21 protein-coding genes are annotated in these 23,985 nt (G+C 43.2%); 17 read left to right on the top strand and 4 right to left on the bottom strand.

Features of this window, described 5'->3' with window-relative positions; all coding sequences use genetic code 11:
* Nucleotide 1 precedes the first annotated feature (1 nt).
* The 3 genes from ABXT42_RS06900 to hemH all read left to right on the top strand — a co-directional run bounded on the left by ABXT42_RS06900 (nt 2) and on the right by hemH (nt 4,605).
* On the top strand, nt 2–844 hold the full coding sequence (locus ABXT42_RS06900; protein WP_443627420.1) for a DUF2797 domain-containing protein: 843 nt from the start codon (nt 2–4) through the stop codon (nt 842–844).
* Nucleotides 841–3,480: an aminopeptidase N gene (gene pepN / locus ABXT42_RS06895; RefSeq protein ID WP_443627419.1), complete on the top strand. Its 2,640-nt coding sequence runs from the start codon at nt 841–843 to the stop codon at nt 3,478–3,480. The genes ABXT42_RS06900 and pepN overlap by 4 nt, the downstream gene beginning before the upstream one ends.
* 117 nt (nt 3,481–3,597) lie before the next feature.
* Nucleotides 3,598–4,605: a ferrochelatase gene (hemH, locus tag ABXT42_RS06890; protein WP_443627418.1), complete on the top strand. Its 1,008-nt coding sequence runs from the start codon at nt 3,598–3,600 to the stop codon at nt 4,603–4,605.
* Here hemH and ABXT42_RS06885 read toward each other — a convergent pair.
* Nucleotides 4,602–5,210, bottom strand: coding sequence for a riboflavin synthase subunit alpha (locus ABXT42_RS06885; RefSeq protein ID WP_443627417.1), 609 nt, complete (start codon nt 5,208–5,210; stop codon nt 4,602–4,604). The two genes, hemH and ABXT42_RS06885, sit on opposite strands and share 4 nt — an antisense overlap.
* Nucleotides 5,211–5,303: 93 nt before the next feature.
* Between ABXT42_RS06885 and ABXT42_RS06880 the strand changes: the two genes are divergently transcribed.
* The 6 genes from ABXT42_RS06880 (at nt 5,304) to ABXT42_RS06855 (ending at nt 12,003) form a co-directional block, all read left to right on the top strand.
* Nucleotides 5,304–6,254: a tRNA dihydrouridine synthase gene (locus ABXT42_RS06880; RefSeq protein WP_443627416.1), complete on the top strand. Its 951-nt coding sequence runs from the start codon at nt 5,304–5,306 to the stop codon at nt 6,252–6,254.
* A gap of 152 nt (nt 6,255–6,406) precedes the next feature.
* Entirely contained in the window at nt 6,407–7,432 is a 1,026-nt protein-coding gene (locus ABXT42_RS06875; protein WP_443627415.1) for a quinone-dependent dihydroorotate dehydrogenase, read from the top strand.
* Nucleotides 7,433–7,749: 317 nt separating this feature from the next.
* Nucleotides 7,750–8,877, top strand: a complete 1,128-nt coding sequence (coxB, locus tag ABXT42_RS06870; RefSeq protein WP_443627414.1) for a cytochrome c oxidase subunit II — start codon at nt 7,750–7,752, stop codon at nt 8,875–8,877.
* An 11-nt stretch (nt 8,878–8,888) separates the two neighbouring features.
* On the top strand, nt 8,889–10,472 hold the full coding sequence (gene ctaD / locus ABXT42_RS06865; RefSeq protein ID WP_443627413.1) for a cytochrome c oxidase subunit I: 1,584 nt from the start codon (nt 8,889–8,891) through the stop codon (nt 10,470–10,472).
* Nucleotides 10,473–10,487: 15 nt separating this feature from the next.
* Nucleotides 10,488–11,045 (top strand): cytochrome c oxidase assembly protein, encoded by a 558-nt coding sequence (locus ABXT42_RS06860; protein ID WP_443627412.1) that lies wholly within the window; start codon nt 10,488–10,490, stop codon nt 11,043–11,045.
* 70 nt (nt 11,046–11,115) lie between these two features.
* Nucleotides 11,116–12,003, top strand: a complete 888-nt coding sequence (locus tag ABXT42_RS06855; RefSeq protein ID WP_443627411.1) for a cytochrome c oxidase subunit 3 — start codon at nt 11,116–11,118, stop codon at nt 12,001–12,003.
* A 69-nt stretch (nt 12,004–12,072) separates the two neighbouring features.
* Here ABXT42_RS06855 and ABXT42_RS06850 read toward each other — a convergent pair whose 3' ends face one another.
* Nucleotides 12,073–12,288 carry a DUF2909 domain-containing protein gene (locus tag ABXT42_RS06850; RefSeq protein ID WP_443627410.1) on the bottom strand — a complete coding sequence of 72 codons (216 nt, stop codon included), beginning with the start codon at nt 12,286–12,288 and terminating at the stop codon, nt 12,073–12,075.
* A gap of 55 nt (nt 12,289–12,343) precedes the next feature.
* On the opposite strand from ABXT42_RS06850, the gene ABXT42_RS06845 reads away from it, so the two are divergent.
* From ABXT42_RS06845 to rlmKL, 5 genes are all read left to right on the top strand, one after another.
* Nucleotides 12,344–13,072, top strand: coding sequence for an SURF1 family protein (locus ABXT42_RS06845; RefSeq protein WP_443627409.1), 729 nt, complete (start codon nt 12,344–12,346; stop codon nt 13,070–13,072).
* Between the two features lie 4 nt (nt 13,073–13,076).
* Nucleotides 13,077–13,631 carry an SCO family protein gene (locus ABXT42_RS06840; protein ID WP_443627408.1) on the top strand — a complete coding sequence of 185 codons (555 nt, stop codon included), beginning with the start codon at nt 13,077–13,079 and terminating at the stop codon, nt 13,629–13,631.
* 7 nt (nt 13,632–13,638) lie between these two features.
* Nucleotides 13,639–14,688, top strand: coding sequence for a COX15/CtaA family protein (locus tag ABXT42_RS06835; RefSeq protein WP_443627407.1), 1,050 nt, complete (start codon nt 13,639–13,641; stop codon nt 14,686–14,688).
* Nucleotides 14,678–15,571, top strand: coding sequence for a heme o synthase (cyoE, locus tag ABXT42_RS06830; protein ID WP_443627406.1), 894 nt, complete (start codon nt 14,678–14,680; stop codon nt 15,569–15,571). Before ABXT42_RS06835 ends, cyoE begins: the two co-directional genes overlap by 11 nt.
* A 221-nt stretch (nt 15,572–15,792) precedes the next feature.
* Nucleotides 15,793–18,267: a bifunctional 23S rRNA (guanine(2069)-N(7))-methyltransferase RlmK/23S rRNA (guanine(2445)-N(2))-methyltransferase RlmL gene (gene rlmKL / locus ABXT42_RS06825; RefSeq protein WP_443627405.1), complete on the top strand. Its 2,475-nt coding sequence runs from the start codon at nt 15,793–15,795 to the stop codon at nt 18,265–18,267.
* 10 nt (nt 18,268–18,277) lie between these two features.
* Here the strand turns inward: rlmKL and ABXT42_RS06820 are convergent, their stop codons facing one another.
* Complete coding sequence (locus ABXT42_RS06820) at nt 18,278–19,486, bottom strand: ammonium transporter (RefSeq protein ID WP_443627404.1); 1,209 nt, start codon at nt 19,484–19,486, stop codon at nt 18,278–18,280.
* A gap of 248 nt (nt 19,487–19,734) precedes the next feature.
* Complete coding sequence (gltA, locus tag ABXT42_RS06815; RefSeq protein ID WP_443627403.1) at nt 19,735–21,012, bottom strand: citrate synthase; 1,278 nt, start codon at nt 21,010–21,012, stop codon at nt 19,735–19,737.
* 469 nt (nt 21,013–21,481) lie between these two features.
* Here gltA and sdhC point away from each other — a divergent pair, with 469 nt between their 5' ends.
* Genes sdhC through sdhA form a run of 3 tightly spaced genes read left to right on the top strand, consistent with a single transcriptional unit; the run spans nt 21,482 to nt 23,979 of the window.
* Complete coding sequence (gene sdhC, locus ABXT42_RS06810) at nt 21,482–21,859, top strand: succinate dehydrogenase, cytochrome b556 subunit (protein WP_443627402.1); 378 nt, start codon at nt 21,482–21,484, stop codon at nt 21,857–21,859.
* Nucleotides 21,853–22,200 carry a succinate dehydrogenase, hydrophobic membrane anchor protein gene (sdhD, locus tag ABXT42_RS06805; protein ID WP_443627401.1) on the top strand — a complete coding sequence of 116 codons (348 nt, stop codon included), beginning with the start codon at nt 21,853–21,855 and terminating at the stop codon, nt 22,198–22,200. The genes sdhC and sdhD overlap by 7 nt, the downstream gene beginning before the upstream one ends.
* Nucleotides 22,201–22,203: 3 nt before the next feature.
* The gene (gene sdhA, locus ABXT42_RS06800; RefSeq protein ID WP_443627400.1) at nt 22,204–23,979 is read left to right on the top strand and encodes a succinate dehydrogenase flavoprotein subunit; all 1,776 of its coding nucleotides are present in this window, start codon (nt 22,204–22,206) and stop codon (nt 23,977–23,979) included.
* Nucleotides 23,980–23,985: the final 6 nt, after the last annotated feature.

The raw sequence follows: 23,985 nt of genomic DNA, 5'->3' as shown, positions 1-23,985 counted from the left end.
TATGCAAACATCACATACGCTCTTTGGGCACCTGCAAAAACTGACTACACACATTGACAGCGTACCCAATGCTCAAGTGCAATATACGCTTGTGTTAGGCGACCAAAAGCTGCACCTGAACCCTTTAATAGGCCAAACCATTCGGTTAGAGCATTTGGGGCAGATTAATTGCAGTCACTGCGGTCGTAAAACTAAAAAAAGTTACAGCCAAGGTCACTGTTTTGTATGCATGCAAAAATTACCACAGTGTGATTTATGTATCATGAGCCCAGAGCGCTGCCATTTCGATGCAGGCACCTGTCGAGATGAGGCTTGGGGTCAAGCGTTTTGTATGCAGCCCCACATCGTTTATTTGGCAAATTCATCAGGCCTAAAAGTAGGCATTACTCGTGTTAATCAGATGCCTACACGTTGGCTTGATCAAGGTGCATCGCAAGCCATGCCCATTATGCAGGTTGCTACGCGCAAGCTGTCAGGCCAAGTGGAAACTATACTTAAACAATATGTGGCCGATAAAACAAATTGGCGCAAACTTCTTCAAAGTGATGCGCAGCATATTGATATGACACAAGCAGCTGATGCATTGTTAAACGAATCAGAAGCAGATTTGGATGTATTGTTAAGCGAATTAAGCCACCAAGATTACCAGTGGTTAGATACCCCAGCTATTAGTATGCGCTACCCAGTATTAGAATACCCCAGTAAAATTAAGTCCCATAACCTAGACAAAGAGCCTGTATTAGAAGGTAAGTTGATGGGAATAAAAGGACAATACCTTATTTTTGACACGGCGGTGATAAACATCCGCAAATATACATCCTATTTGGTGCAATTGAGCTCATGACTAAAAACACTCAAGTAATTTATTTGAAGGATTATCAGGTTCCTGTATTTATTATTGAAACCACTGATCTTGATATTCGTATTGGTGATGAATATACCTCTGTAGTGGCGCGGCTTAAAGTAAGCCGTAATCCTGCAAGTGATGCAGATACATCCGAATTAGTATTACAAGGTGGCAGTGGCATCAAGCTTCAAGAAGTGATGATGAATGGCCTTATCCTAGATGACTCGGATTATGATTTAGAAGATGCAGCCTTATCTATTTACCAGTGCCCAGAAACTTTTGAGCTAACCACGCAATGCTTGATCCAGCCGCAACTTAACACTACTTTAGAGGGTCTTTATAAGTCTGGTGGCATGTACTGTACCCAATGTGAGGCGCAAGGCTTTCGCAATATCACCTACTATTTAGACCGCCCAGATGCTTTGTCTATTTTTACCACTCGCATTAGTGCTGATAAAGAGCGTTACCCCATTTTATTGGCTAATGGTAATCCAGTGGAGCAAGGTGAGCTAGATAATGGTGAACATTTTGCTGTGTGGCACGACCCATTTCCTAAGCCTGCTTATTTGTTTGCGATGGTGGCAGGTGATTTAGTGCGCCAAGATGATGTATTCACTACGATGTCTGGCAGAAAAGTAGATTTACAAATATTTGTAGAAGCACACAATAGCCATAAGTGTGACCACGCGTTGGCATCCCTTAAGCGCTCTATGCTGTGGGATGAAAAGGTGTATGGACGTGAATATGATTTAGACTTGTTTATGATCGTAGCTGTGGACGACTTCAACATGGGGGCCATGGAGAACAAAGGCCTCAATATTTTCAATTCTGACTGTGTGTTAGCTGATCCAGCTACTAGTAGCGATGCGATGTTTGAACGTATTGAGGGTATCGTCGCCCATGAATACTTTCATAACTGGTCTGGTAACCGTGTGACCTGTCGTGACTGGTTTCAGCTAAGTTTAAAAGAAGGGTTCACGGTGTATCGTGATTCTCAATACACTGCAGACACTTATTCTGCTGCTGTAAAACGTATTGACGACGTTACGGTGTTGCGCACCCATCAATTTGCCGAAGATGCGGGGCCGATGGCTCACCCCATTCGTCCAGCTTCTTATATAGAAATTAATAATTTTTATTCAGTGACAGTGTATGAGAAAGGTGCAGAAGTTGTGGGTATGATCCACACTTTGCTTGGTGATGAACTGTTTCGCAAGGGTAGTGATTTGTATTTTGATCGCCATGATGGGCAAGCAGTCACTACAGATGACTTTATTGCCGCCATGAGTGACGCCAGTGGTGTCGATTTGAATCAGTTTACGCGCTGGTATAGTCAAGCCGGCACACCTACCTTAACAGTCACTGATGTCTATGATGCGGCATGTCATGAATATCGTCTCACTGTGGAACAATCCACGCCAGCGACACCAGAGTGTCAACTAAAGCAGCCTTTTCATCTTCCGCTAAGAATGGCTTTGTTAGATGTTAATGGGGTACAAATGCCTTTAACGTTAAAAAACGTGGGGCTTTTGCCAAATAAGGATGTTGTGCTCAACATTACTAAAGCTAGTGAAACCTTTGTATTTGAAGGAGTCACCCATGAGCCAGTGCCATCGTTATTACGCGGCTTTTGTGCCCCTGTAAAATTAGACTATGGCTATACCCAAGCTCAGCTATTGTTTTTGGCTAGTAAAGATACAGATGGCTTTTGTCGATGGGAGGCTTGCCAGCGCTTGTTGATTGATGCGGTGGCGCAGGCCATGTTGAAGCCTGTTGGTTATCAGCTAGAGCTTGAGCTTGTCACCATGCTGCGCAGTAGTTTGGTGGATGAAACCCTAGATCCTGCTATGGTTGCCAAGTTGGTGCAGCTACCTAGTGAGGCGTATTTAGCAGAAAATCAGTCCACAGTAGATGTAGACTTGATTCATGCCGGTAGGGAAGCCATGCGTGTTGCTATAGCGCAAGCTTTGGAGAGTCAGCTATTAGATTGTTACCAAAGAAATCACGATACAGGGCCATTCAGCCAAACTGGTAATGCCATCGGGAAACGAGCGCTAAAAAACACATGTTTGTCTTATCTTAACAGCTTAGATGATTTTAACTATCAGGCTATAGCGCAAGTTCAGTATGACCTGCAAGCGAATATGACTGATGTTGGTGCTGCCCTACAGATTTTAACTGGTCACAAAAATAGTGATATATCTGCGCCACTACTAGCTGACTTTTATCAACGCTGGCAGCATGACAGTCAGGTGGTTTGTCAATGGTTTGCTATGCAAGCAGGGGCTAATTTGCCTGGTCGTTTGACTCATGTAAAAGCCTTGCTAGAGCATGATGCATTTGATATTCGTAATCCTAATAAAGTGCGTAGCTTAGTGGGTAGTTTTATCCGTAGTGCAATTAATTTCCACTGTGCAGATGGTAGCGGCTATGAATTTGTTGCAGATATGATTTTGCGACTAGATCCAATTAATCCGATGATTGCAGCTAATCTAGCAAAACCTTTAGGGCGCTTTAAGCCTCATACAATACATAGACAAGAGCTTATGCAGGCACAATTACATAGATTGAGCCAAGCCAAGCTTAGTAGTGATGTGTATGAGGTGGTCAGTAAAGCATTAGCAGCAAGCTAATCCATAACATAAGCTTTTAAATGTCTGTGTTGTTTATAAACACATTGTTTGTTTTGCCTTGAATAAGGCACGGCTTTTATAATATTGATGGCATTTGAAATAAGCAGGAGAGTCACAATGAAGTTTGTCGGTGAAAAAGATTATCAGCATGGCATGGACACTAAAGTAGGAGTGTTAATCACTAATTTAGGTACACCAGATGCGCCCACTAAAAAAGCATTGCGCACGTATCTTAAGGAGTTTCTAAGTGACCCTAGGGTGATTGAAACGCCAAAAATTATTTGGCAAATTATATTAAATGTCATTATCCTTAATGTACGTCCGGCAAAAAGTGCCAAGGCCTATGCAACAGTATGGACAGACAGTGGCAGCCCATTGTATGACATCGCTAAAAAACAACAGGCTGCTCTTGCCAAAGCATTGCCTAACCTTGTGGTTGGTTTGGCTATGCGTTACGGCAACCCAAGTATAGAAAGTCAGCTTATCAAAATGCGTGATCAAGGTGTGCGTAAGATCTTGATTTTCCCCATGTACCCACAGTATTGCGCAGCGACTACCGCAAGTACCTTTGATAAAGTCACTCAAGTGCTAAATAAATGGCGCTGGATTCCCGAAGTGCGTTTTATTAATGATTATTATCATGATGAGCTATACGTTAAAGCCTTAGCAAATAGTATTGTGGCCTTTCGTGAGAAACATGGTAAGCCAGACTTAACGTTGTTTAGCTATCATGGCATACCTAAGGCTTATCTGGATAAAGGTGATCCTTACCATTGTTTCTGCCGTGCCACTACGCGCCTAGTAAAAGAGCGTTTAAATTTAACAGACGAAGAAGTGATGACGAGTTTTCAAAGTCGTTTTGGTCCTGCCGAATGGTTACAGCCTTATACAGATATAACGCTAAAAGAATTACCCGGCAAGGGCATTAAAAATGTTCATATTATTGCCCCGGCGTTCAGTGCAGATTGCTTAGAGACAATTGAAGAAATTAGTGTAGAAAATAGGGAGTATTTCATGGAAAGTGGTGGAGAAACCTACCGTTATATTCCGTGCTTAAACGATAGTGAAGAACACATTGAGCTGTTTACAAAGCTCATTAAGCAGCATACCCAAGGCTGGGATTAGCCTTTTGCTGCTAAAAATCGCTCCACTGTGGCTACAATAGTCTGGGTTTGATGATCTATTTCCATGTTCACCAAGTCCCCAGGGTTTGCTTTGCCAAATCCTGTGACTCTTAATGTTTCAGGAATGAGGCAAACACAAAACTCAGATTCCCTGACACAGCCTACAGTCAGGCTGCATCCGTTAAGGCCAATAAAGCCTTGGGGTAAAACGTGTTTTTTGTGTGCATCAGGTAAGTCAAACCAAATGTTTGTATTGCCATCTTGTGTGTCTATTCGGCTGATAGCTAAAGCTATGGATACATGTCCGGAAATAATATGGCCGCCTATTTCATCACCATATTTTAATGAACGTTCTACATTTACCCAAGCTCCCTGTTTTAGCAGGCCTAGGTTGGTGAGTTTCAGGGTTTGGCCTATAACATCAAAACTAAAATGGTTATCACTTTGTGCCGTGACCGTAAGGCAGGTGCCATTGATGGCAATGCTTGCGCCTATATCTACCTTGTGGCTTATAGCTTTTGGCAGAGTGATAACAAAGCTGCGCTGGTTATTGCCAGTGGTAATAGAATTAATTTGGCCTTGGCCTTGGACGATACCCGTGAACATGATTTACCCGAAAGTGATTAAAAAGGCCGCTATAAAAGCTTTATATAGCTATGTTATCCGAGCGCAGCGTCTGTGTGAAGTAGAGTTTAACTTGTGAGCCGTATCATTTTGGCACCAATGGAAGGTTTGGCCGACAATATATTGCGTGACTGCCTTACCCAAATAGGTGGCATTGACTTGTGTGTCACAGAGTTCATTCGGGTGACCACTCAATTATTGCCTCCAAAAGTATTTCATCGCTTGTGTCCAGAGTTAGCCAATGGCTGTAAAACTCCAGCAGGTATACCTGTACGTATCCAATTGTTAGGTAGTGACCCAGAAGCGCTGGCTGCTAATGCAGTAAGAGCATTGGAGCTGGGTTCTCCAGGGATTGATTTAAATTTTGGTTGCCCTGCAAAAACAGTAAATCGTAGCCAAGGTGGCGCGGTGTTGCTACAAGAGCCTAAGCGGGTGGCGCATATTATAGCCACCGTAAGGCATGCCATAGGAGACGATGCTTGGTTAAGTGCTAAAATGCGGCTTGGGTTTGCCACCAAAGACTTAGCCTTAGAAAATGCGCAGCGCATACAAGGTGCTGGTGCCAACGAGCTCACCGTTCATGCTAGAACCAAAGTAGAGGGCTACCGTCCTCCAGCTCATTGGCAGTGGATTAAAAAAATCAGACAGGTAGTAGAGATTCCTGTGATTGCCAATGGCGAAGTATGGACGCCCCAAGATTACGCTGCATGTAGAAAAGCTAGTGGTAGTGAGGATGTGATGGTAGGCCGTGGGCTGGTATGGAAGCCAGATCTAGCATTACAAATTCGCCATCAGCGTGCTGGGCAACCAGTGCAAGAGTGGAGCTGGCCGGCTTTGGTGCCTACTGTGCTTTATTTTATTGATCTTGTTGATGCTCAAGTGGCCGTTAAGTTTCAAGACGCAAGGGTGAAGCAGTGGCTTAAACTGCTAGGTAGGGTTTACCCCCAAGCTAACGCATGTTTTGAACAGGGTAAGCGTTTGAAGACGCTAAATGAATTACGCTCCTTAGTGATCCATAGTCAGTAACTTTTGTAATGATTTAGGCATTAGCGTATGAGGACGCACATGTCATGAAAATCTGTGTAAATTAGTCCTTACCAAATGTATCCATCAAGCGCATGCGGTATACTCCTTACTTGAGTTTTAATGCTTTTTTACCAAATTACTGAGGTGTATCTTTGTATTCTATTGCCCGTAGCCTGTTGTTCCAACTTTCGCCAGAAACTGCTCATGACTTAACCCTTGATGGCCTTGCAGCCGGTGCGAGATTGGGGCTACTGCCGGCCTTAGCTCCAAGTATTGCTAATGTGCCTGTTACTGTAATGGGCATAGACTTCCCGAACCCTGTAGGGCTTGCTGCTGGATTGGATAAAAACGCCAGTGCTGTTGATGGTCTTGCGGCGTTAGGTTTTGGATTTATAGAAGTGGGAACGACAACGCCAAGGCCTCAGCCTGGTAACCCAAAGCCGCGTATGTTTAGACTTCCAGAAGCCCAAGCTATTATTAACCGCATGGGTTTTAACAATGAAGGTGTTGATAACCTTATAGAAAATATTAAAAAAGCCAAATACAGTGGCGTATTAGGTATTAATATTGGCAAAAATTTTGATACTCCAGTTGCAGACGCAGCATCAGACTACCTTATCTGCATGAGAAAGGTTTATGCCTATGCTAGCTACATTACAGTAAATATTTCCTCCCCTAATACGCCGGGTTTGCGAGACTTACAATATGGTGATTCTTTAAGTCAATTGTTGGGCGCTCTTAAGCAAGAGCAAGCCGAGCTTGAAAAAATCCATGGTCGTTATGTTCCATTGGCCGTTAAAATTGCACCTGATATGGACGATGAACAACTCCAAGGTGTTGCTCACTATGTCTTAGAGCATCAAATGGATGGTGTAATAGCAACTAACACTACTCTTAGTAGAGACGGCGTAAGTTCATTAAATAATGCTGATGAAGCAGGGGGCTTGAGTGGTGCGCCATTGAAGGATCATGCAACTAAAACTATTGCGGATCTGTACGCCATTTTAGGTGAAGAGGTGCCTATTATCGGTGTGGGGGGTATCAATAGTGGTGCTGATGCGTTGGAAAAGTTGAATGCAGGAGCTAAATTGTTACAGGTTTATAGCGGCTTAATTTACCAAGGCCCAGGCTTAGTTAAGCAATGTGTTAACGCCTGTAGAAGTCTTATCAAAAGTTAAAATACTTATAGTTTAAGTTTGCTTGTAGTGTGAATTGGTATGCTTTTTAACCAAAAATTTGAAAAGCACTCTAATATAGATGGATTAGATTAGTTCGGATATGGGATTGGCCTATATAGTAGAACTCTCTTATATTGTAATAATGACTGTGATTAGGCTCTTTTACGCTAATACTATAGTCAAACAGCTAGTGTAAAAAGTGAAATAAGACTTGCGCAACACCCTTGTAATTGAGGATAATTAGCCCGCCTCAAATTTAGTAACTAATTTAGGCTTAAACAAAATCCACGATCGAAAAGATCACCCGGAGGGTAAGTATGTATTTTAGAACTTGGCAACGCCTAAGTTCTGTAGTCTTGGGTTTGGTATTGGCACCCGCTGCTATGGCAGATTGGGGGCTTAATATGCCTCAAGGCATCACAGAAGTCAGTCAATCTATATTCGAACTGCATATGCTTATTTTTTGGATTTGCGTCTGGATAGGTGTGGTAGTTTTTGGAGTAATGTTTTATTCCATTTTCAAGCACCGTAAATCTAAAGGAGCTGTTGCATCTAAGTTCCATGAAAGCTTAGGCTTAGAGATTCTATGGACGGCAGTGCCTACGGTCATACTTATTGCTATGGCTGTGCCAGCAACTTCAGTGCTCATAGAAATGTATGACACTAAAAACTCTGATGTGGATATTAAGATCACAGGTCATCAGTGGAAGTGGCAATATGATTACCTTGGTGAAGACGTAGGTTTCTTTAGTAACCTAACCACCACTGAAGACGAAATTTATAATCGTACGGAAAAAGGTGAAAACTACCTTGAAGAAGTCGATTACAACGTTGTTGTTCCTACTGGACAAAAGGTACGTTTTTTAATTACTTCTAATGACGTTATCCACTCTTGGTGGGTTCCAGAAATTGCTGTTAAGAAAGATGCTATTCCAGGGTACATCAACGAATCTTGGACTATTATCCCTGAAGGCCAAGAGGGCATTTACCGTGGTAAGTGTACCGAGCTTTGTGGTGTTAACCACGGCTTTATGCCTATCGTGTTAGAAGCGGTGACATCTGATGAGTATCAAGTTTGGCTAGAAGAGCAACGTGCAGGAAAAATTGCTGAAGCACAAGCTGCTTTAGGCGAGTTTTCTTATGACGAGCTTATGGTTAAAGGTGCAGACGTCTATGCACGTAGCTGTGCAGCTTGCCACGGTAATGAAGGCCAAGGCCTTGGTTCTGTATTCCCAGCACTAGCTGGCAGCTCTATGGCTCTTAATGACATGGCTGGTCACATCGATATTGTACTTAATGGCAAGCCAGGTTCGGCTATGCAATCATTTAGTGCACAACTTAGTGACGTTGACATCGCTGCTGTAATTACTTTCGAGCGAAATGCTTGGGGTAACGATACAGGCGAAACGGTGACTCCAAAAATGATAATTGACGCGAAGAAATAGGAGGCTGAATAATGACAACTGCGACTGCTAATCACGATGACCACGGGCATCATGGGCCTGCTAAAGGCATCATGCGCTGGGTATTAACAACTAACCACAAAGACATCGGTACAATGTACCTTTGGTTTTCTTTTGCTATGCTGCTTACTGGCGGTGTAATGGCTCTTATTGTTCGTGCTGAATTATTTCAGCCGGGTATGCAGCTAATAAGGCCAGAATTCTACAACCAAATGACCACCATGCATGGTCTGATTATGGTGTTTGGTGCGATCATGCCAGCCTTTGTTGGCTTAGCCAACTGGATGGTTCCACTGATGATTGGCGCGCCAGACATGGCTTTGCCTCGTATGAACAACTGGAGCTTTTGGATCCTGCCGTTTGCATTTGGTATGCTTTTGTTTACGCTATTTACTGAAGCGGGTGCGCCAAACTTTGGCTGGACTTTCTACGCTCCATTATCTACTACCTATGCGCCAAGTAGTGTGACTTACTTTATATTTGGTGTGCATATGATGGGTATTTCTTCCATCATGGGTGCGATCAATATCATTGTTACTATCTTAAACCTTCGGGCTCCAGGTATGACTTTGATGAAGATGCCACTATTTGTTTGGACTTGGTTTATTACAGCTTACTTGTTAGTAGCGGTAATGCCTGTTTTGGCAGGTGTTGTGACCATGATGTTGATGGATATTCACTACGGTACAGCATTCTTTGATGCTGCTGGTGGTGGTGATCCAGTATTGTTCCAACACGTATTTTGGTTCTTTGGTCATCCAGAAGTATACATAATGATTTTGCCAGCATTTGGTATTGTTTCTCAGATCATTCCTACCTTTGCTCGCAAGCCATTATTTGGTTATGCCTCGATGGTATATGCTACTTCTTCAATTGCGTTCTTGTCGTTCATCGTATGGGCTCACCATATGTTTACAGTAGGCTTGCCACTGCAAACTGAGCTCTTCTTCATGTACGCTACGATGTTGATTGCGATCCCTACAGGCGTGAAAGTATTTAACTGGGTGTCTACTATGTTCAGGGGTTCAATGACCTTTGAAACGCCAATGTTATTTGCCTTAGCTTTTGTAGTCTTGTTTACTATTGGCGGCTTCTCAGGCTTGATGCTTGCTATTGCACCTGCAGACTTCCAGTATCATGACACCTACTTTGTAGTGGCTCACTTCCACTATGTGCTAGTGCCTGGTGCTTTGTTTGGTATTATCGCTGGTGTTTACTACTGGTTGCCTAAATGGACTGGTCATTATTACAACGAGAACTTAGGCAAGTTTCACTTTTGGATGTCTTTCATTGGTGTAAACATAACCTTCTTCCCAATGCACTTTATTGGATTGGCAGGAATGCCTCGTCGTATACCTGACTATGCACTGCAATTTGCAGACTTCAATGCGATAGCGACCGTTGGTGCCTTTATATTTGGTTTCTCTCAGCTTATCTTCTTGTTCTTATTGATTAAGACGATTCGTGGTGGCGAAAAAGCCACGGACCAAGTTTGGGAAGGAGCCGAAGGCTTAGAATGGACTATTCCATCTCCAGCGCCATACCATACATTTGCTGAGCCACCACACGTTAAATAGGTTAAATAGATCTATATGAACTCTAACTCAACACAGCCGGATAACCAGTCCGGCCATAAGCCCAATAACACTGCGTTAAAGCTAGTGATAGCTGCGGTGGCTATGTTTGGGTTTGGTTTTGCTCTAGTGCCTTTGTACGATATATTTTGCGAAATTACTGGTATTAACGGTAAGACTGCAGGACCAGTAGAAAGGGTTGAGCAGTGGGTTGATACAAGCCGCACAATTACTGTGCAGTTTATAACGACTAATAACGCGGGTATGCCCTGGGAGTTTGAAGCTTTGCAAGAAGAAGTGGAAATGCACCCAGGAGCGTGGACCCAAGTAAAGTTTTGGGCTTTAAATCCCACAGAAAACGATATGGTAGGACAGGCGGTACCAAGTGTATCGCCATCGGAGGCTGCTGAGCATGTGCAAAAAACTGAATGTTTTTGCTTTGATCAGCAAACGTTAAAGGCTGGAGAAGGGCGTGAAATGCCGCTGATTTTTTCTCTAAGCCCTGATATTCCGTCTCACGTTAAAAAAGTGACGATGTCTTACACATTATTTGATGCAGGTGCTTTTGCTAAATAGCAAAGGCATATAAATATAATTTCGGCCGCAAACACGGCTTGATAATAAGTCTTCGACGAAGGAGCGATACATGGCAACGTCCAATTATTACGTACCAGAAAGTAGCTATTTTCCCATTGTGGCAAGTTTAGGCCTGATTGGAATGGCGGCTGGTGCTGGCGGTATGATGAACCAAATGAGCTCAGGTGGGCAAGGGTTTGGTTTCCCTCATCTAGTGTTCACAGCAGGTACTTTGGTACTGGCTTTTATTTTCTTTCAATGGTTCGGTAAAGTAATCACTGAAAGTAGAGCCGGTATGTATAGCCCTCAGATGGATAAATCTTTTCGTTGGGGTATGAGCTGGTTTATTTTTTCAGAAGTTATGTTTTTCGTGGCATTCTTTGGTGTACTTTTATATGTGCGCCAATGGGCAGGACCATGGTTAGATGGCCAAGGTGATAAGGGCTCAACTCATATGTTATGGCCTGATTTTGACTACTCTTGGCCTATGTTTAATAACCCAGCAGGCGCAGATTACCCTGGTCCTCAGGCGGTTATTGATCCTTGGCACATTCCGCTGTTAAATACAGTGTTGTTGATGACTTCAAGTGTGACCTTGACCATTGCTCACCACGCGCTTAGAGCAATGCATCGCGGACGTACTATCTTTTGGTTAGCCGCAACAGTCATCCTAGGTGCTATCTTTGTTTATTACCAAATATTGGAATACATTGAAGCTTATACAGAGCTAGGGCTTACTTTAGATTCAGGTATATACGGTTCAACCTTCTTTATGTTGACAGGCTTTCATGGCCTTCACGTAACGATTGGTGCGTTTATCTTGTTTATAATGTGGATTCGTATTTGTAAAGGTCACTTTACTCCTGAGCAGCACTTCGGCTTTGAAGCAGCAGCTTGGTATTGGCATTTTGTTGATATGGTTTGGGTAGGTTTGTTCTTATTTGTTTATATCCTATAAGCTGTATTTGATAAACAAAAAAGGCAGCTTAATGGCTGCCTTTTTTATGCCTAGTACACATTTTTAAGGTTAATGGATAGCTGCCCAAGGCGAAGAAGTCACAAGTTGACCGGTCCAAAACCCGTAGGTTACTAGTACAATTAGAAGTACAATTAAGCTAACGCGGTATTTTAGTGAAGTAAGTAAACGGGTAGATTTTGTACCATCCTTCATTAAGAAAAAGAAACCACTGGCTAAGCTTGTTAGGGCCAGCAATAACACGATGATAATGACGATTTTGAGCATAAAAAGAGTCTCTATAGATACGTTTATTGATATGTTAATTAGGTTCGCTATATAAATGATAAAACGACTGCAACATTATTGGGCCATCACGGTTTTCACACTATTTTTTTTGCCCCTTACCATAAATTTAGGGTTGTGGCAGTTAGATAGGGCAGACCAAAAAATACTACTGCAGCAAAGTTTAACAGCTCTAGAACAGCCTATAATGGTACCTGATGATCAGGGGCTAATATTAGCAGAACTACAAAGCCTCCAAAGAGTGACATTGAATAGTAGCTTTATCAAGCCCTTTGTTTGGTTTAAAGATAATCAAGTAGTCTCTGGTAAAGTGGGTTATGACGCCATAGGGCTCATAGGTGCTGGCGATAACCTGTTGCTAGTTAATCGTGGTTGGTTTGCGTCAAATGGGCAAAGAGACCCATTACCTGAGATTGATTGGGTTAATGGCAAGGTGTCGTTGACAGGGCGCTTAGTGCCTGTTCAAGTGAATCCATATCAGTTAGGTGAGGACACTTATTCTGACCAATACCCTCAGTTAGTTCAGGAAATTAGCCCTGCAGTATTAACTGAGCATTTAGCAGCTTCAATTGAGGGAACTCTTTTGCCTTGGGTATTGATACTTGATACACCAGGTGACGCAACACTTACGCCGCACTGGAAAGCTAGCGCAATGGCTTCAGAAAAACATATGGCGTATGCATGGCAATGGTTTGGCCTCGCGCTGACCCTGTGTTTATTATATATTTATCGAGTATTTTACTCTCCCATCGACACTAAAAGGTAGACCTATGACCACTAAGACAAATAATCGCTGGACTTTGTACGCAGTGTTTGGAGTAACTGTTGTGCCTCTTATGTTCGCTATGCTGATGTATTTTAATTTATGGGGTGTGCCAGAAGGAAGAACTAACTCGGGTGAGTTATTACTGCCACCTAATGATCTAATACAAGCCCAGTTAGTGGATCAAGACTCTATGCCTTGGTCACAGGCAGATTTAGACAAAAGGTGGCTGGTAGTTTATCTAACCCAAAAAGAGTGTGATCAATCTTGCCAAGAAGCCACTCATTTATTACGACAAATACACACTGCGGTAGGTAAGGAAGCGCATAGAATTACACGTATATTAGTTAGCTCACAAGGTGACTTTAATGAACAGCTGCAACTAGATTATCCTGCGCTTGTTCAGCTTCAAAGCCTTTCTTTGGAAACCTTTGAAAAGGGTGAGGGCATCTATATTGTAGATCCACTGGGTAATATGATGATGTATTTTGGCACCGGATTTGTTGGAAAAAAATTACTTAAAGATCTAAAAAAGTTACTTAGAACCTCAAACATAGGGTAACCACATTATGAACACTCCTACTATTGGCGCACCTAAATGGAGCGTATTTTTAACCTGTATCGCACTTGCTATTGTAACTTGCGTTATTATTCTAGGCTCTTGGACTCGCCTTGCCGATGCTGGCTTGGGTTGTCCTGATTGGCCTGGCTGTTATGGAAACCTGTTAGTACCTGAAACTGTGGAAGCGATTGCAGCGGCTGAAGCCCTATACCCAGATGCTCCGGTAGAGGTAGCTAAAGGGTGGCTGGAGATGATTCATCGTTACTTTGCAACACTACTTGGGTTTATTATCTTAGTGATTGCAGTGTCATCTTGGTCTCAGCGAAAGCGTTTAAATTATCCTTTTGGTCTAACACAAGGTTTGCTAGCCATGGTAATGCTCCAAGGTGCCTTTGGTGCTTGGACTGTTACTTGGAAGTTGTGGCCGCAAGTAGTTACAGCTCATTTGATGGGTGGTTTTTTTATTGCTAGTTTATTGACTATTCTGTTAATAAAGTTACGCCGTGTAGGTCGTCCCCTTAAAGGTTTGTCACTGTCTAATATTACGCATGGTCAGTTGAAAATTTGGACGTCTTTAGCGCTATTATTAGTTATTGCTCAAATATTTTTAGGCGGTTGGATGAGCTCTAACTATGCTGCTTTAGCGTGTTCTACTTTGCCAGATTGTAACGGCACTTGGTGGCCCAAAATGAATTTTTCAGAGGGTTTTGATATCACTCAGACACTTGGGCCAAGTTATTTGGGCGGCTTGATGCATACTGAAGCTCGCACGGCTATTCACGTTTTACACCGTTATGGTGCTATGATCTTAGGTGTATTTCTGGTGCTGTTAAGCTACCGCTTAATGTCACAAGATGATCGTCGTTTACGCAAATTTGGTCTAGGCTTTTTAGTCGTATTTTTTGTGCAGTTCTGCTTAGGTTTGGCTAATATTTATTACTTGCTGCCCCTGGACGTTGCTGTTGCCCACAACTTTGGTGGCGCATGTTTATTTGTGCTGACTGTCAGTCTTAATTATGTAGTATTTTCTAGCCGAGGGCGCCTCAATGAGTTCTGAAGCCACAGCCACGCCAATGAGTATTAATTGGCGTGACTATTATGAGATGTGTAAACCTAACGTGGTTTTTCTCATGATATTAACGTCTCTAGTGGGCATGTTTTTAGCGGTACCAGGTATGGTGCCATGGCCAGTGCTAATATGGGGGAACCTTGGTATTGCTATGGTTTCAGGTGCGTCAGCTGTTGTGAATCATGTTATTGATAGGCGTATTGATGGACAAATGGGTCGCACTCATAACCGTCCAGTGGCCAAAGGTAAAGTTAAACCGTCTCATGCGATTATTTTTGCTGCATTGATGACTGTTGTAGGCCTTGCTATTTTGTATGTATTAGTCAATCCAATGGTAGCTTGGTTGACGTTGGCGTCTTCCATAGGGTATGCGTTTATTTATACAGGGTATCTTAAGCGAGCTACACCTCAAAATATTGTTATTGGTGGGCTTGCAGGGGCAATGCCTCCACTTTTGGGATGGGTTGCTGTCACTGGCACTATAGATCCTAATGCGCTTTTGCTAGTGCTTATTATTTATGCTTGGACACCTCCTCATTTTTGGGCTTTGGCGATTCATAAGCGTGATGAGTATGCCAAAGTTGAAATTCCGATGTTGCCCGTCACACATGGCCTAGAGTTCACTGGCCTACAAATTTTGTTATATACCGTGTTGATGATTATATCCACTATGCTGCCTTACATAGTGGGGATGAGTGGCTTTATATACTTAGTGGGTGTGACTTTATTAAACATTCGTTTCTTGTACTGGGCCTTTCGTTTGTATCGTGGCGCCTATGAAAAAGCAGCGATGAAAACATTTTGGTATTCAATCATATACCTCATGTTATTGTTTGTGCTTTTGTTGGTTGATCATTATTTTCCAGTCTAGCCTAGTGTTAAGTGACTGTGTTTAAGCTAACGATAGACGTTGTTGTGACTTACAATAACGTCTTCATAAAGAATAACTAATATTTTGAATTGGTTATTCTATTTACCCAGACCTTAAGCCTTATTTATCTGTCTGCGCGTGCTAAGCGACGCATCCAATTCCCCTTCGCATTCCCAATGATGTTATACTTCGCGCCCATTTAATGACCGCAGTATAGACCTATGACCTACGCCTTTTTCGCCACTTGTCCCAAAGCTATGGAGCCTATATTGGCCGATGAACTAGGCCCTTTAGGGGCTGAAGATATCAAGCTAACGCAAGGTGGTGTTTATTTTAATGGTGACTTAAAAGTTGGGTATAGTGCATGTCTATGGAGTCGTTTAGCTAACCGCGTGTTATTACTTTTGCATGATGAAGCTGTAGATAGTGTCGATGAGCTTTATGATGCCGTCAGTAAAGTAGAGTGGACGCAACACTTTGACAGCGACCAAACCTTTTTAGTGGACTATGCAGGCCGTATGCGCGGCATTGATAATACTCACTTTGGTGCGCTTAAAGTAAAAGATGCCATTGTCGATCAATTTCGAAGCAAGGGTGAATTACGTCCTAATATAGCTAAACAAGAGCCAGATGTTCGCATTAATGTATTTGTTGTGCGCGGTCGAGTGCGCATTAGTTTGGACCTGTCAGGAGAGAGCCTACATAAACGTGGGTATCGCAAAGAAGGTGGTATGGCGCCGCTCAAAGAAAACTTAGCAGCAGCGTTGTTGATTCGTGCTGGCTGGCCAGCTATGGCAGCTGCCGGTAAGCCATTAATGGATCCTATGTGTGGTTCTGGTACTTTCTTAATAGAAGCTGCCATGATGGCATCTGATACGGCGCCTGGTCTTTTGCGCTGGCGCTTTGGTTTGCAAATGTGGAAGCAACACAATGTAGAGCTTTGGCGTGAAATTTGGGATGCTGCAGAATTGCGCAGAGAAGTTGGCGAAGCTGCTGCCACTAGCGAAATCCATGGTTATGACGGCCAGCCAAAAGCGGTCTCTAAATGTCGTGAAAACTTAAAACAAGCCGGTATGACTGATCGTATTCGTGTTAGCCACCGAGAGCTTAAAGATTTAAAGCCACTCACTCATAATGCTGAGCAGCAAATGGGCTTAGTGATCACAAACCCTCCTTACGGTGAGCGTTTAAGTGAAGTGGCAGATATCCAATATTTATATCAGCACCTTGGCGAGCGTTTAAGCCAAGATTTTATTGGCTGGGAATTAGCCGTATTTACGGGTAACTCTGAATTAGGCAAAGCTGTGGGTTTGCGCTCCCACAAGCAATATTCGTTTTATAATGGAGCGATCAAGAGTCAATTGTTAATGTACACTCTTGAAACCTCCAACCGTTTTGCAGACCGTCGCCAAGCCAGTGGAGAAATCCCACTACAAGCGCTAAGTGAAGGAGCACAAATGTTTGCTAACCGCTTGGTGAAAAACCGCAAGCAGTTTAGTAAATGGGTTAAGCAAGAAAAAATTGAATGTTACCGGTTATATGATGCCGATATGCCAGAGTATGCTGTAGCGATTGACGTGTATGGTGATTGGTTGCATGTACAAGAATACGCAGCTCCCAAGACTGTTGACGCTGAAAAGGCTCAACGTCGCCTAGAAGAGGTGATGTTAGCGCTGCCTCAAGCGCTGCAGGTTCCAGAAGAACGTATCGTGTTGAAACAGCGTCGTCAGCAAACGGGTAAGGATCAGTACCAAACTCATGACGAAAAAGGTGAATACATTCAGGTTCAAGAAGGTGGCTGTAAGCTGCTAGTTAACCTTAATGATTATTTAGACACAGGCTTGTTTCTAGATCACAGGCCTGTGCGTCAAAAAATTCAACACTTAGCTCATAACAAGCGTTTTTTAAACTTATTTTGTTATACCGGCACAGCTACTATGCATGCGGTGCAGGGTGGGGCGCACAAGTCTTTGAGTGTAGATATGTCGGCTACCTACCTGTCATGGGGTAAAAAGAACCTTGCCTTGAATGGTTTTAGTGACCAGGTCCATCGCTTTGAGCAACACGATTGTATGGAGTTTATTAAGAGTCATAAAGGTGAGTATGACCTTATTTTCCTTGATCCTCCTACATTTTCAAACTCTAAGAAAATGGTAGGTGTGTTAGATGTGCAGCGTGATCATGCGTGGATGATTCACAAAGTGATGGATTTACTCACAGAAGATGGTTTGTTGATATTCTCTACCAACTATCGACGTTTTGAATTAGACGAAAAAGTGCTACAGCATAATCATGTAGTAGACATCAGTGATGAAACCTTAGATAAAGACTTTGCTCGTAATAAGAAAATCCATCGCTGTTGGGAAATTCGTAAATATAAGCCAGAAGTAGAAAATACGTCAGAATTCTATGACGCAGATTATGCTACATCCACTCCTGCATCTATTGCAGCAGTGAAAGCTGAAGCTAGGTTGGCTTATGAAGCTGAAGATAGATTGGCGTTTCAGGCTGAAATGAAACTCACTATTGCAGCTGAAGCTAAAGCTAGAGAAGAGGCTGAGTCTAACTCTTCAGCCAATGAATCTAACGACCTACAAAAGGCCTCTAGCGCTCCAGAAAAGGCCACTAGTGCCCCACAGCAGGCCGATATCACTCCACCCAAGGTTAAAGGGAAGTTTAACCCTTGGGTTAAGTAAGACTCATTTTTTAGTCTTGTGACGTAGCGCCGATTTTATGAATACTAAGGTCGGCGCCGTTAAACTCTTCTTCGTCAGTCAGTCTAAGGCCAATAAATGCCTTCACGCCACCGTAAACAATAAAGCCACCAACTAAGGCAATAGATAAGCCTAAAAGTGTGCCTATCAGTTGGGATATAAGGCTTACACCGCCTAAACCTCCAAACATTTCTAAGCCAAAAATACCTGCAGCAATACCGCCCCATGCGCCGCATAAGCCATGAAGTGGCCACACTCCAAGAACATCATCAATTTTCCAGCGGTTTTGGGTGAGCATAAAGGCATAAACGAAAAGTCCGCCGGCAATAAGGCCTACAGCTAACGCGCCAATAGGGTGCATTAAATCTGACCCTGCACATATTGCTACTAAGCCCGCTAATGGACCATTGTGAACAAAACCTGGATCATTTTTACCAATGACTAGTGCTGCAATGGTGCCACCTGCCATGGCCATGAGAGTGTTTACTGCTACCAGACCACTAATACCATCTAAAGTTTGAGCGGACATAACATTAAAGCCAAACCAGCCTATGGTTAAAATCCACGAACCTAAAGCTAAAAACGGGATACTTGATGGTGCAAAGGCGACAAGCTTGCCTTTACGGTAGCGTCCTTTGCGTGTGCCCAGCAGCAACACAGCTGCAAGTGCTAGCCATCCACCTACGCCATGCACTACTACAGAGCCTGCAAAGTCATGAAAACTTGCACCGAAGGTTGCTTCAAGCCATGCTTGAAAACCGTAATTACCATTCCAAGCAATGCCTTCAAATAAGGGGTATACGATGCCAACAGTTAAGGCAGCTGCAATAAGTAGCGGCCAAAAGCGCGCTCGTTCAGCAATGCCGCCTGAGATGATCGCGGGAATGGCTGCGGCAAAGGTCATTAAGAAGAAAAACTTGACTAACTGATAGCCGTTATTCGCGCCGAGTTCTTGTGCGCTAATAAAAAAGTGTTGATCGTAGGCGATCCAGTAACCAACAAAAAAATAGGTCACACAAGAAAATCCAAAATCAGTCATTATCTTAACTAAGGCGTTGACTTGGTTTTTATGGCGAACTGTACCTACCTCCAAAAAAGCGAAACCTGCATGCATAGCGAGCACCATGATGGCCCCCATAAGAATGAAGAGGGTGTTTGAGCTTTGCACTAAGGCTGCTACTGCACTTGTTGTGGCTTCCACTGGAACTCCTTAACTATAACCGCGCACCATTATGTTGCGCAGGATTTGTATTTTGGCATCGGTATTTTCGCCCTGTATTGGGGCGAGGCAATGCTACCTATGGGTGATAATGGTGCATTTTGCAACCATGCTTGCTAAATCACGCTTAAATGAGCGCTTTCTACTGTACAAAGCAAAGACCGTGCCAGAGGTTTAATGCAGGCAATAAAAAACCACCCTAAGGTGGTTTTGAAAGGCTCAAATGAAGATTACTTCTTTAAGTAAGAGCGTTTAGTTTCGCCGGTATATAATTGGCGAGGACGACCAATTCGATAAGGGCTATTAAGCATTTCATGCCAGTGTGATATCCATCCTACGGTACGAGCTACCGCAAAAATCACCGTAAACATTGATGATGGAATACCAATCGCTTTAAGGATAATACCTGAATAAAAGTCTACATTGGGGTATAGCTTGCGTTGAATAAAGTATTCATCTTCCAGCGCAATTTGCTCTAGGCGTTTAGCAATTTGCAACAAAGGGTCATTGTCTATGCCAAGCAGTGTGAGTACTTCATCACAGGTTTCACGCATGACCGTGGCGCGGGGATCAAAGTTTTTATATACCCGGTGGCCAAAGCCCATAAGGCGGAAAGGATCGTCTTTGTCTTTTGCTTTAGCAACAAAAGCATCTATGTTTGACACGTCACCAATTTCTTCAAGCATGTTAAGCACAGCTTCATTGGCACCGCCATGAGCAGGGCCCCATAAAGCGGCTATGCCAGAAGCAATACATGCAAATGGGTTGGCGCCAGAGGAACCAGCTAAACGGACCGTAGATGTAGAGGCATTTTGCTCATGGTCAGCATGCAGCATGAATATTTTATCCATGGCGCGGGCCAGCACTGGGTCGACATTACTGTCTTTAGTAGGCTTGCTAAACATCATGTGCAAGAAGTTTTCAGCGTACGTAAGCTCTTCACGTGGAAACACGAAAGGTTGGCCGATAGAATATTTGTAACACATGGCTGCCAAAGTTGGCATTTTGGCAATTAAGCGATGAATCGCTTTTTCTCTATGCTCGGCATTGTCGTTATCAAGTTGATCGTGGTAGAAAGCAGACAAGGCACCCACAACACCACACATAATCGCCATTGGGTGAGCGTCGCGACGAAAGCCTCTGAAAAATTGTATAAGTTGCTCATGCACCATTGTGTTGGTGGTGATTTCTTTTTCAAACACTTCCATCTGCTTTGCGTTAGGAAGCTCGCCGTGGATAAGTAGGTAGCAAGTTTCTAAATAGGTAGAGTTAGCTGCTAAGTCTTCAATGGCATAACCACGATGCAATAACACACCATTGTCACCATCTATGTAAGTGATTTTAGATTCGCAGGATGCTGTAGATACAAAGCCTGGGTCGTAAGTGAAAAGACCTTTGCTCACTAATTGACGTACATCAATCACGTCTGGGCCTGTGCTGCCTGAGTATATTGGCAGTTCAATTGGGTCCATACCTTCTATGTGAAGAGTGGCTTTTCTTTCGGACATTTGTTGGCTCCTGAAAAATGTTGTGGGGCATAGGTGGGCGTACAAGGCGGTAATGTAGCTCTATTGCACAATTATAAACAGCGGACGTAAGTAGTACATCCCTTAAAACTCGAAGGATATTCTACACTAGGCACAGTGAATAAAGTCCGTGGCGTGGATTCGGCAAATAGATTCTAGGTATAACCACAAGTGATATAGAGAAGGGTTGTTATATCATATTCAATATATGTTCCTCCTTTGGGCGAGGTTTGTAAAGCCATAGGGCTGATTTATGGACAAAATTTAACGCTAAATTGACACTAATTTAAACTCATTAAAAGAACTCATATACGACAAAGGTTTCGTTGTTTTATGTGTTTCAAGTCACTATACTTGTCTGCGACGTGACGCTTTCAGTTAAGATAGTGTCGATTCTACGTAGTGTTCCAAGCCATAGTTTTACTAATTATTTAGCCAAGAGTAGGTAGCCGTGAGCGATAAAAGACCCGTAAACCTTGATCTGGGCACATTCAACCATCCATTAGTTTCTGTGATTTCTATTTGTCACCGTATTTCTGGTGTGGTTTTGTTTGTGGGCCTAGTGTTTTTGTTCAACATATTTGATTCATCATTATCTAGTGCCTCAGAATTTGCCTCAGCGCAGGCTCTTTTGCAGGATAACTTCTTTGCCAAGTTTGTGACTTGGGGTTTGTTGTCTTCTTTAGGGTTTCACTTTAGTGCAGGCATGAAGCATCTTGTTATGGATTTTGGCCATGGCGAAGAAATAGATAGCGCCAACAGGGCAGCGAAATTCGTAATTGCCTTAACCGCCTTATTATCTGTATTAGCAGGAGTCTGGGTATGGTAACCACAGTAACAAGTTATGGTCGTAGTGGCCTTTCCGATTGGCTAGTGCAGCGTGTAAGCGCTGTAATACTTGCTGTTTACTCTATTTTTATGGTGCTTTACCTTTTGTTAAACCCACAAATAGATTTTGTGCAGTGGAGCGCTTTATTTAGCGGCACAGGCATGCGTATTTTTAGTTTAATGGCGCTTTTGTCTTTGGGTGCCCATTGCTGGATCGGTCTTTGGTCTGTTTCTACTGATTACCTCAAGCACTTTGCTGTGCGCTTTGTGTTCCAAATGGTAGTTGGTTTGTTAATGTTTATTTACACCATTTGGGGTGTTCAGCTTCTTTGGGGCCTATAAGTTATGTCAAACATTTTACGTAAAATGTCCTATGAAGCCATCGTTATTGGTGGTGGTGGTGCCGGTATGAGGGCTGCGTTACAGCTTACTGAGTCGGGATTAAAGACGGCATGTATTACTAAAGTATTTCCAACTCGATCACATACAGTGTCGGCTCAAGGTGGTATTACCTGCGCTATAGCAAGTAATGATCCAAATGATGATTGGCGCTGGCACATGTACGATACCGTCAAAGGTTCCGATTACATTGGCGACCAAGACGCAATCGAATACATGTGTAGTGTTGGCCCGCAGGCGGTATTTGAGCTAGATCATATGGGTCTGCCTTTTTCCCGTACAGAAGAGGGTCGTATTTACCAGCGTCCTTTTGGTGGTCAATCTAAGAATTTTGGTGAGGGTGGTCAGGCCGCTCGCACCTGTGCAGCTGCAGACCGAACAGGGCATGCGTTATTGCACGCCTTATACCAAGGTAACTTAAAAGGTGGCACTACCTTCTTGAACGAATGGTTCGCTGTAGATATGGTGCAAAATGATGATGGCGCTGTTGTTGGTGTGGTCGCTATTTGTATCGAAACAGGTGAAACCGTTTACATTGAAGCTAAAGCTACTGTTTTGGCTACAGGCGGTGCAGGTCGTATTTATCAGTCTACTACTAATGCATTAATCAATACTGGCGACGGTGTTGGTATGGGCTTGCGCATGGGTTTACCTGTCCAAGACATGGAGATGTGGCAGTTCCATCCAACAGGCATCGCAGGTGCTGGCACCTTGGTTACTGAAGGTTGCCGTGGTGAAGGTGGATATCTGATCAATAAAGACGGCGAACGTTTCATGGAGCGCTATGCGCCTAATGCTAAAGATTTAGCTGGCCGTGATGTTGTTGCTCGTTCTATGGTATTAGAGATTTTAGAAGGCCGCGGTTGTGGTGAGAATGGCGATCATGTGCTGTTAAAGCTAGATCATTTAGGCGAAGAAGTGCTGGAAAGTAAGTTGCCTGGCATTTGTGAACTATCTCGTACATTTGCTCATGTAGATCCAGTATTTGAGCCAGTGCCAGTAGTTCCTACGTGCCACTATATGATGGGTGGTTTACCTACCAACATTGGTGGTCAGGTGCTTTATCCAGAATCTGAATCAGAAACCCGAGTCGTTGATGGCCTATATGCCTGTGGTGAGGTGGCTTGTGTATCAGTTCACGGCGCTAACCGTTTAGGTGGTAACTCATTATTAGATTTAGTTGTATTTGGCAGAGCTGCAGGCATCCAGATTGAAAAATCGATGCGTGAAGGCTATCAGTCAGAGGCAGCCAGTCAGGCCAATGTAGACGCGGCTATGGTACGCCTTAATACTTTGAATAATTCTGAGTCTGGTGAAAGTATCTCGGAAGTTCGAGAAGAGCTTCAAAAGACTATGCAGTTGTACTTTGGTGTGTTCCGTGAAGGCGATAGCATGCAAAAAGGCTTAGAATTGTTACGTGAGCTACGAATAAAGGTATCTAACCTTCACTTGCAAGACAAAACTGGTGCATTTAACACTGATCGTATCGAAGCACTTGAGCTACAAAACTTGTTTGAAGTAGCCTTTGCCACAGCAATTTCTGCTGAACAGCGCAAAGAAAGCCGTGGAGCGCATGCTCGTAATGACTTTACCGTACGTGATGATGAAAACTGGTTAAAGCATTCAGTGTATTACCCCTTAGAAGAGCGGCTTGGAAAGCGAGACGTAAACTTTTCACCTAAAACGATGGAAGCATTTCCACCGAAAATCCGTACTTATTAAGGAGTA

It is taken from the genome of Candidatus Njordibacter sp. Uisw_002, from assembly GCF_047730155.1.
GTDB lineage: Bacteria > Pseudomonadota > Gammaproteobacteria > Pseudomonadales > Balneatricaceae > Njordibacter.
This window is presented reverse-complemented; position numbering and strand designations above follow the sequence as displayed.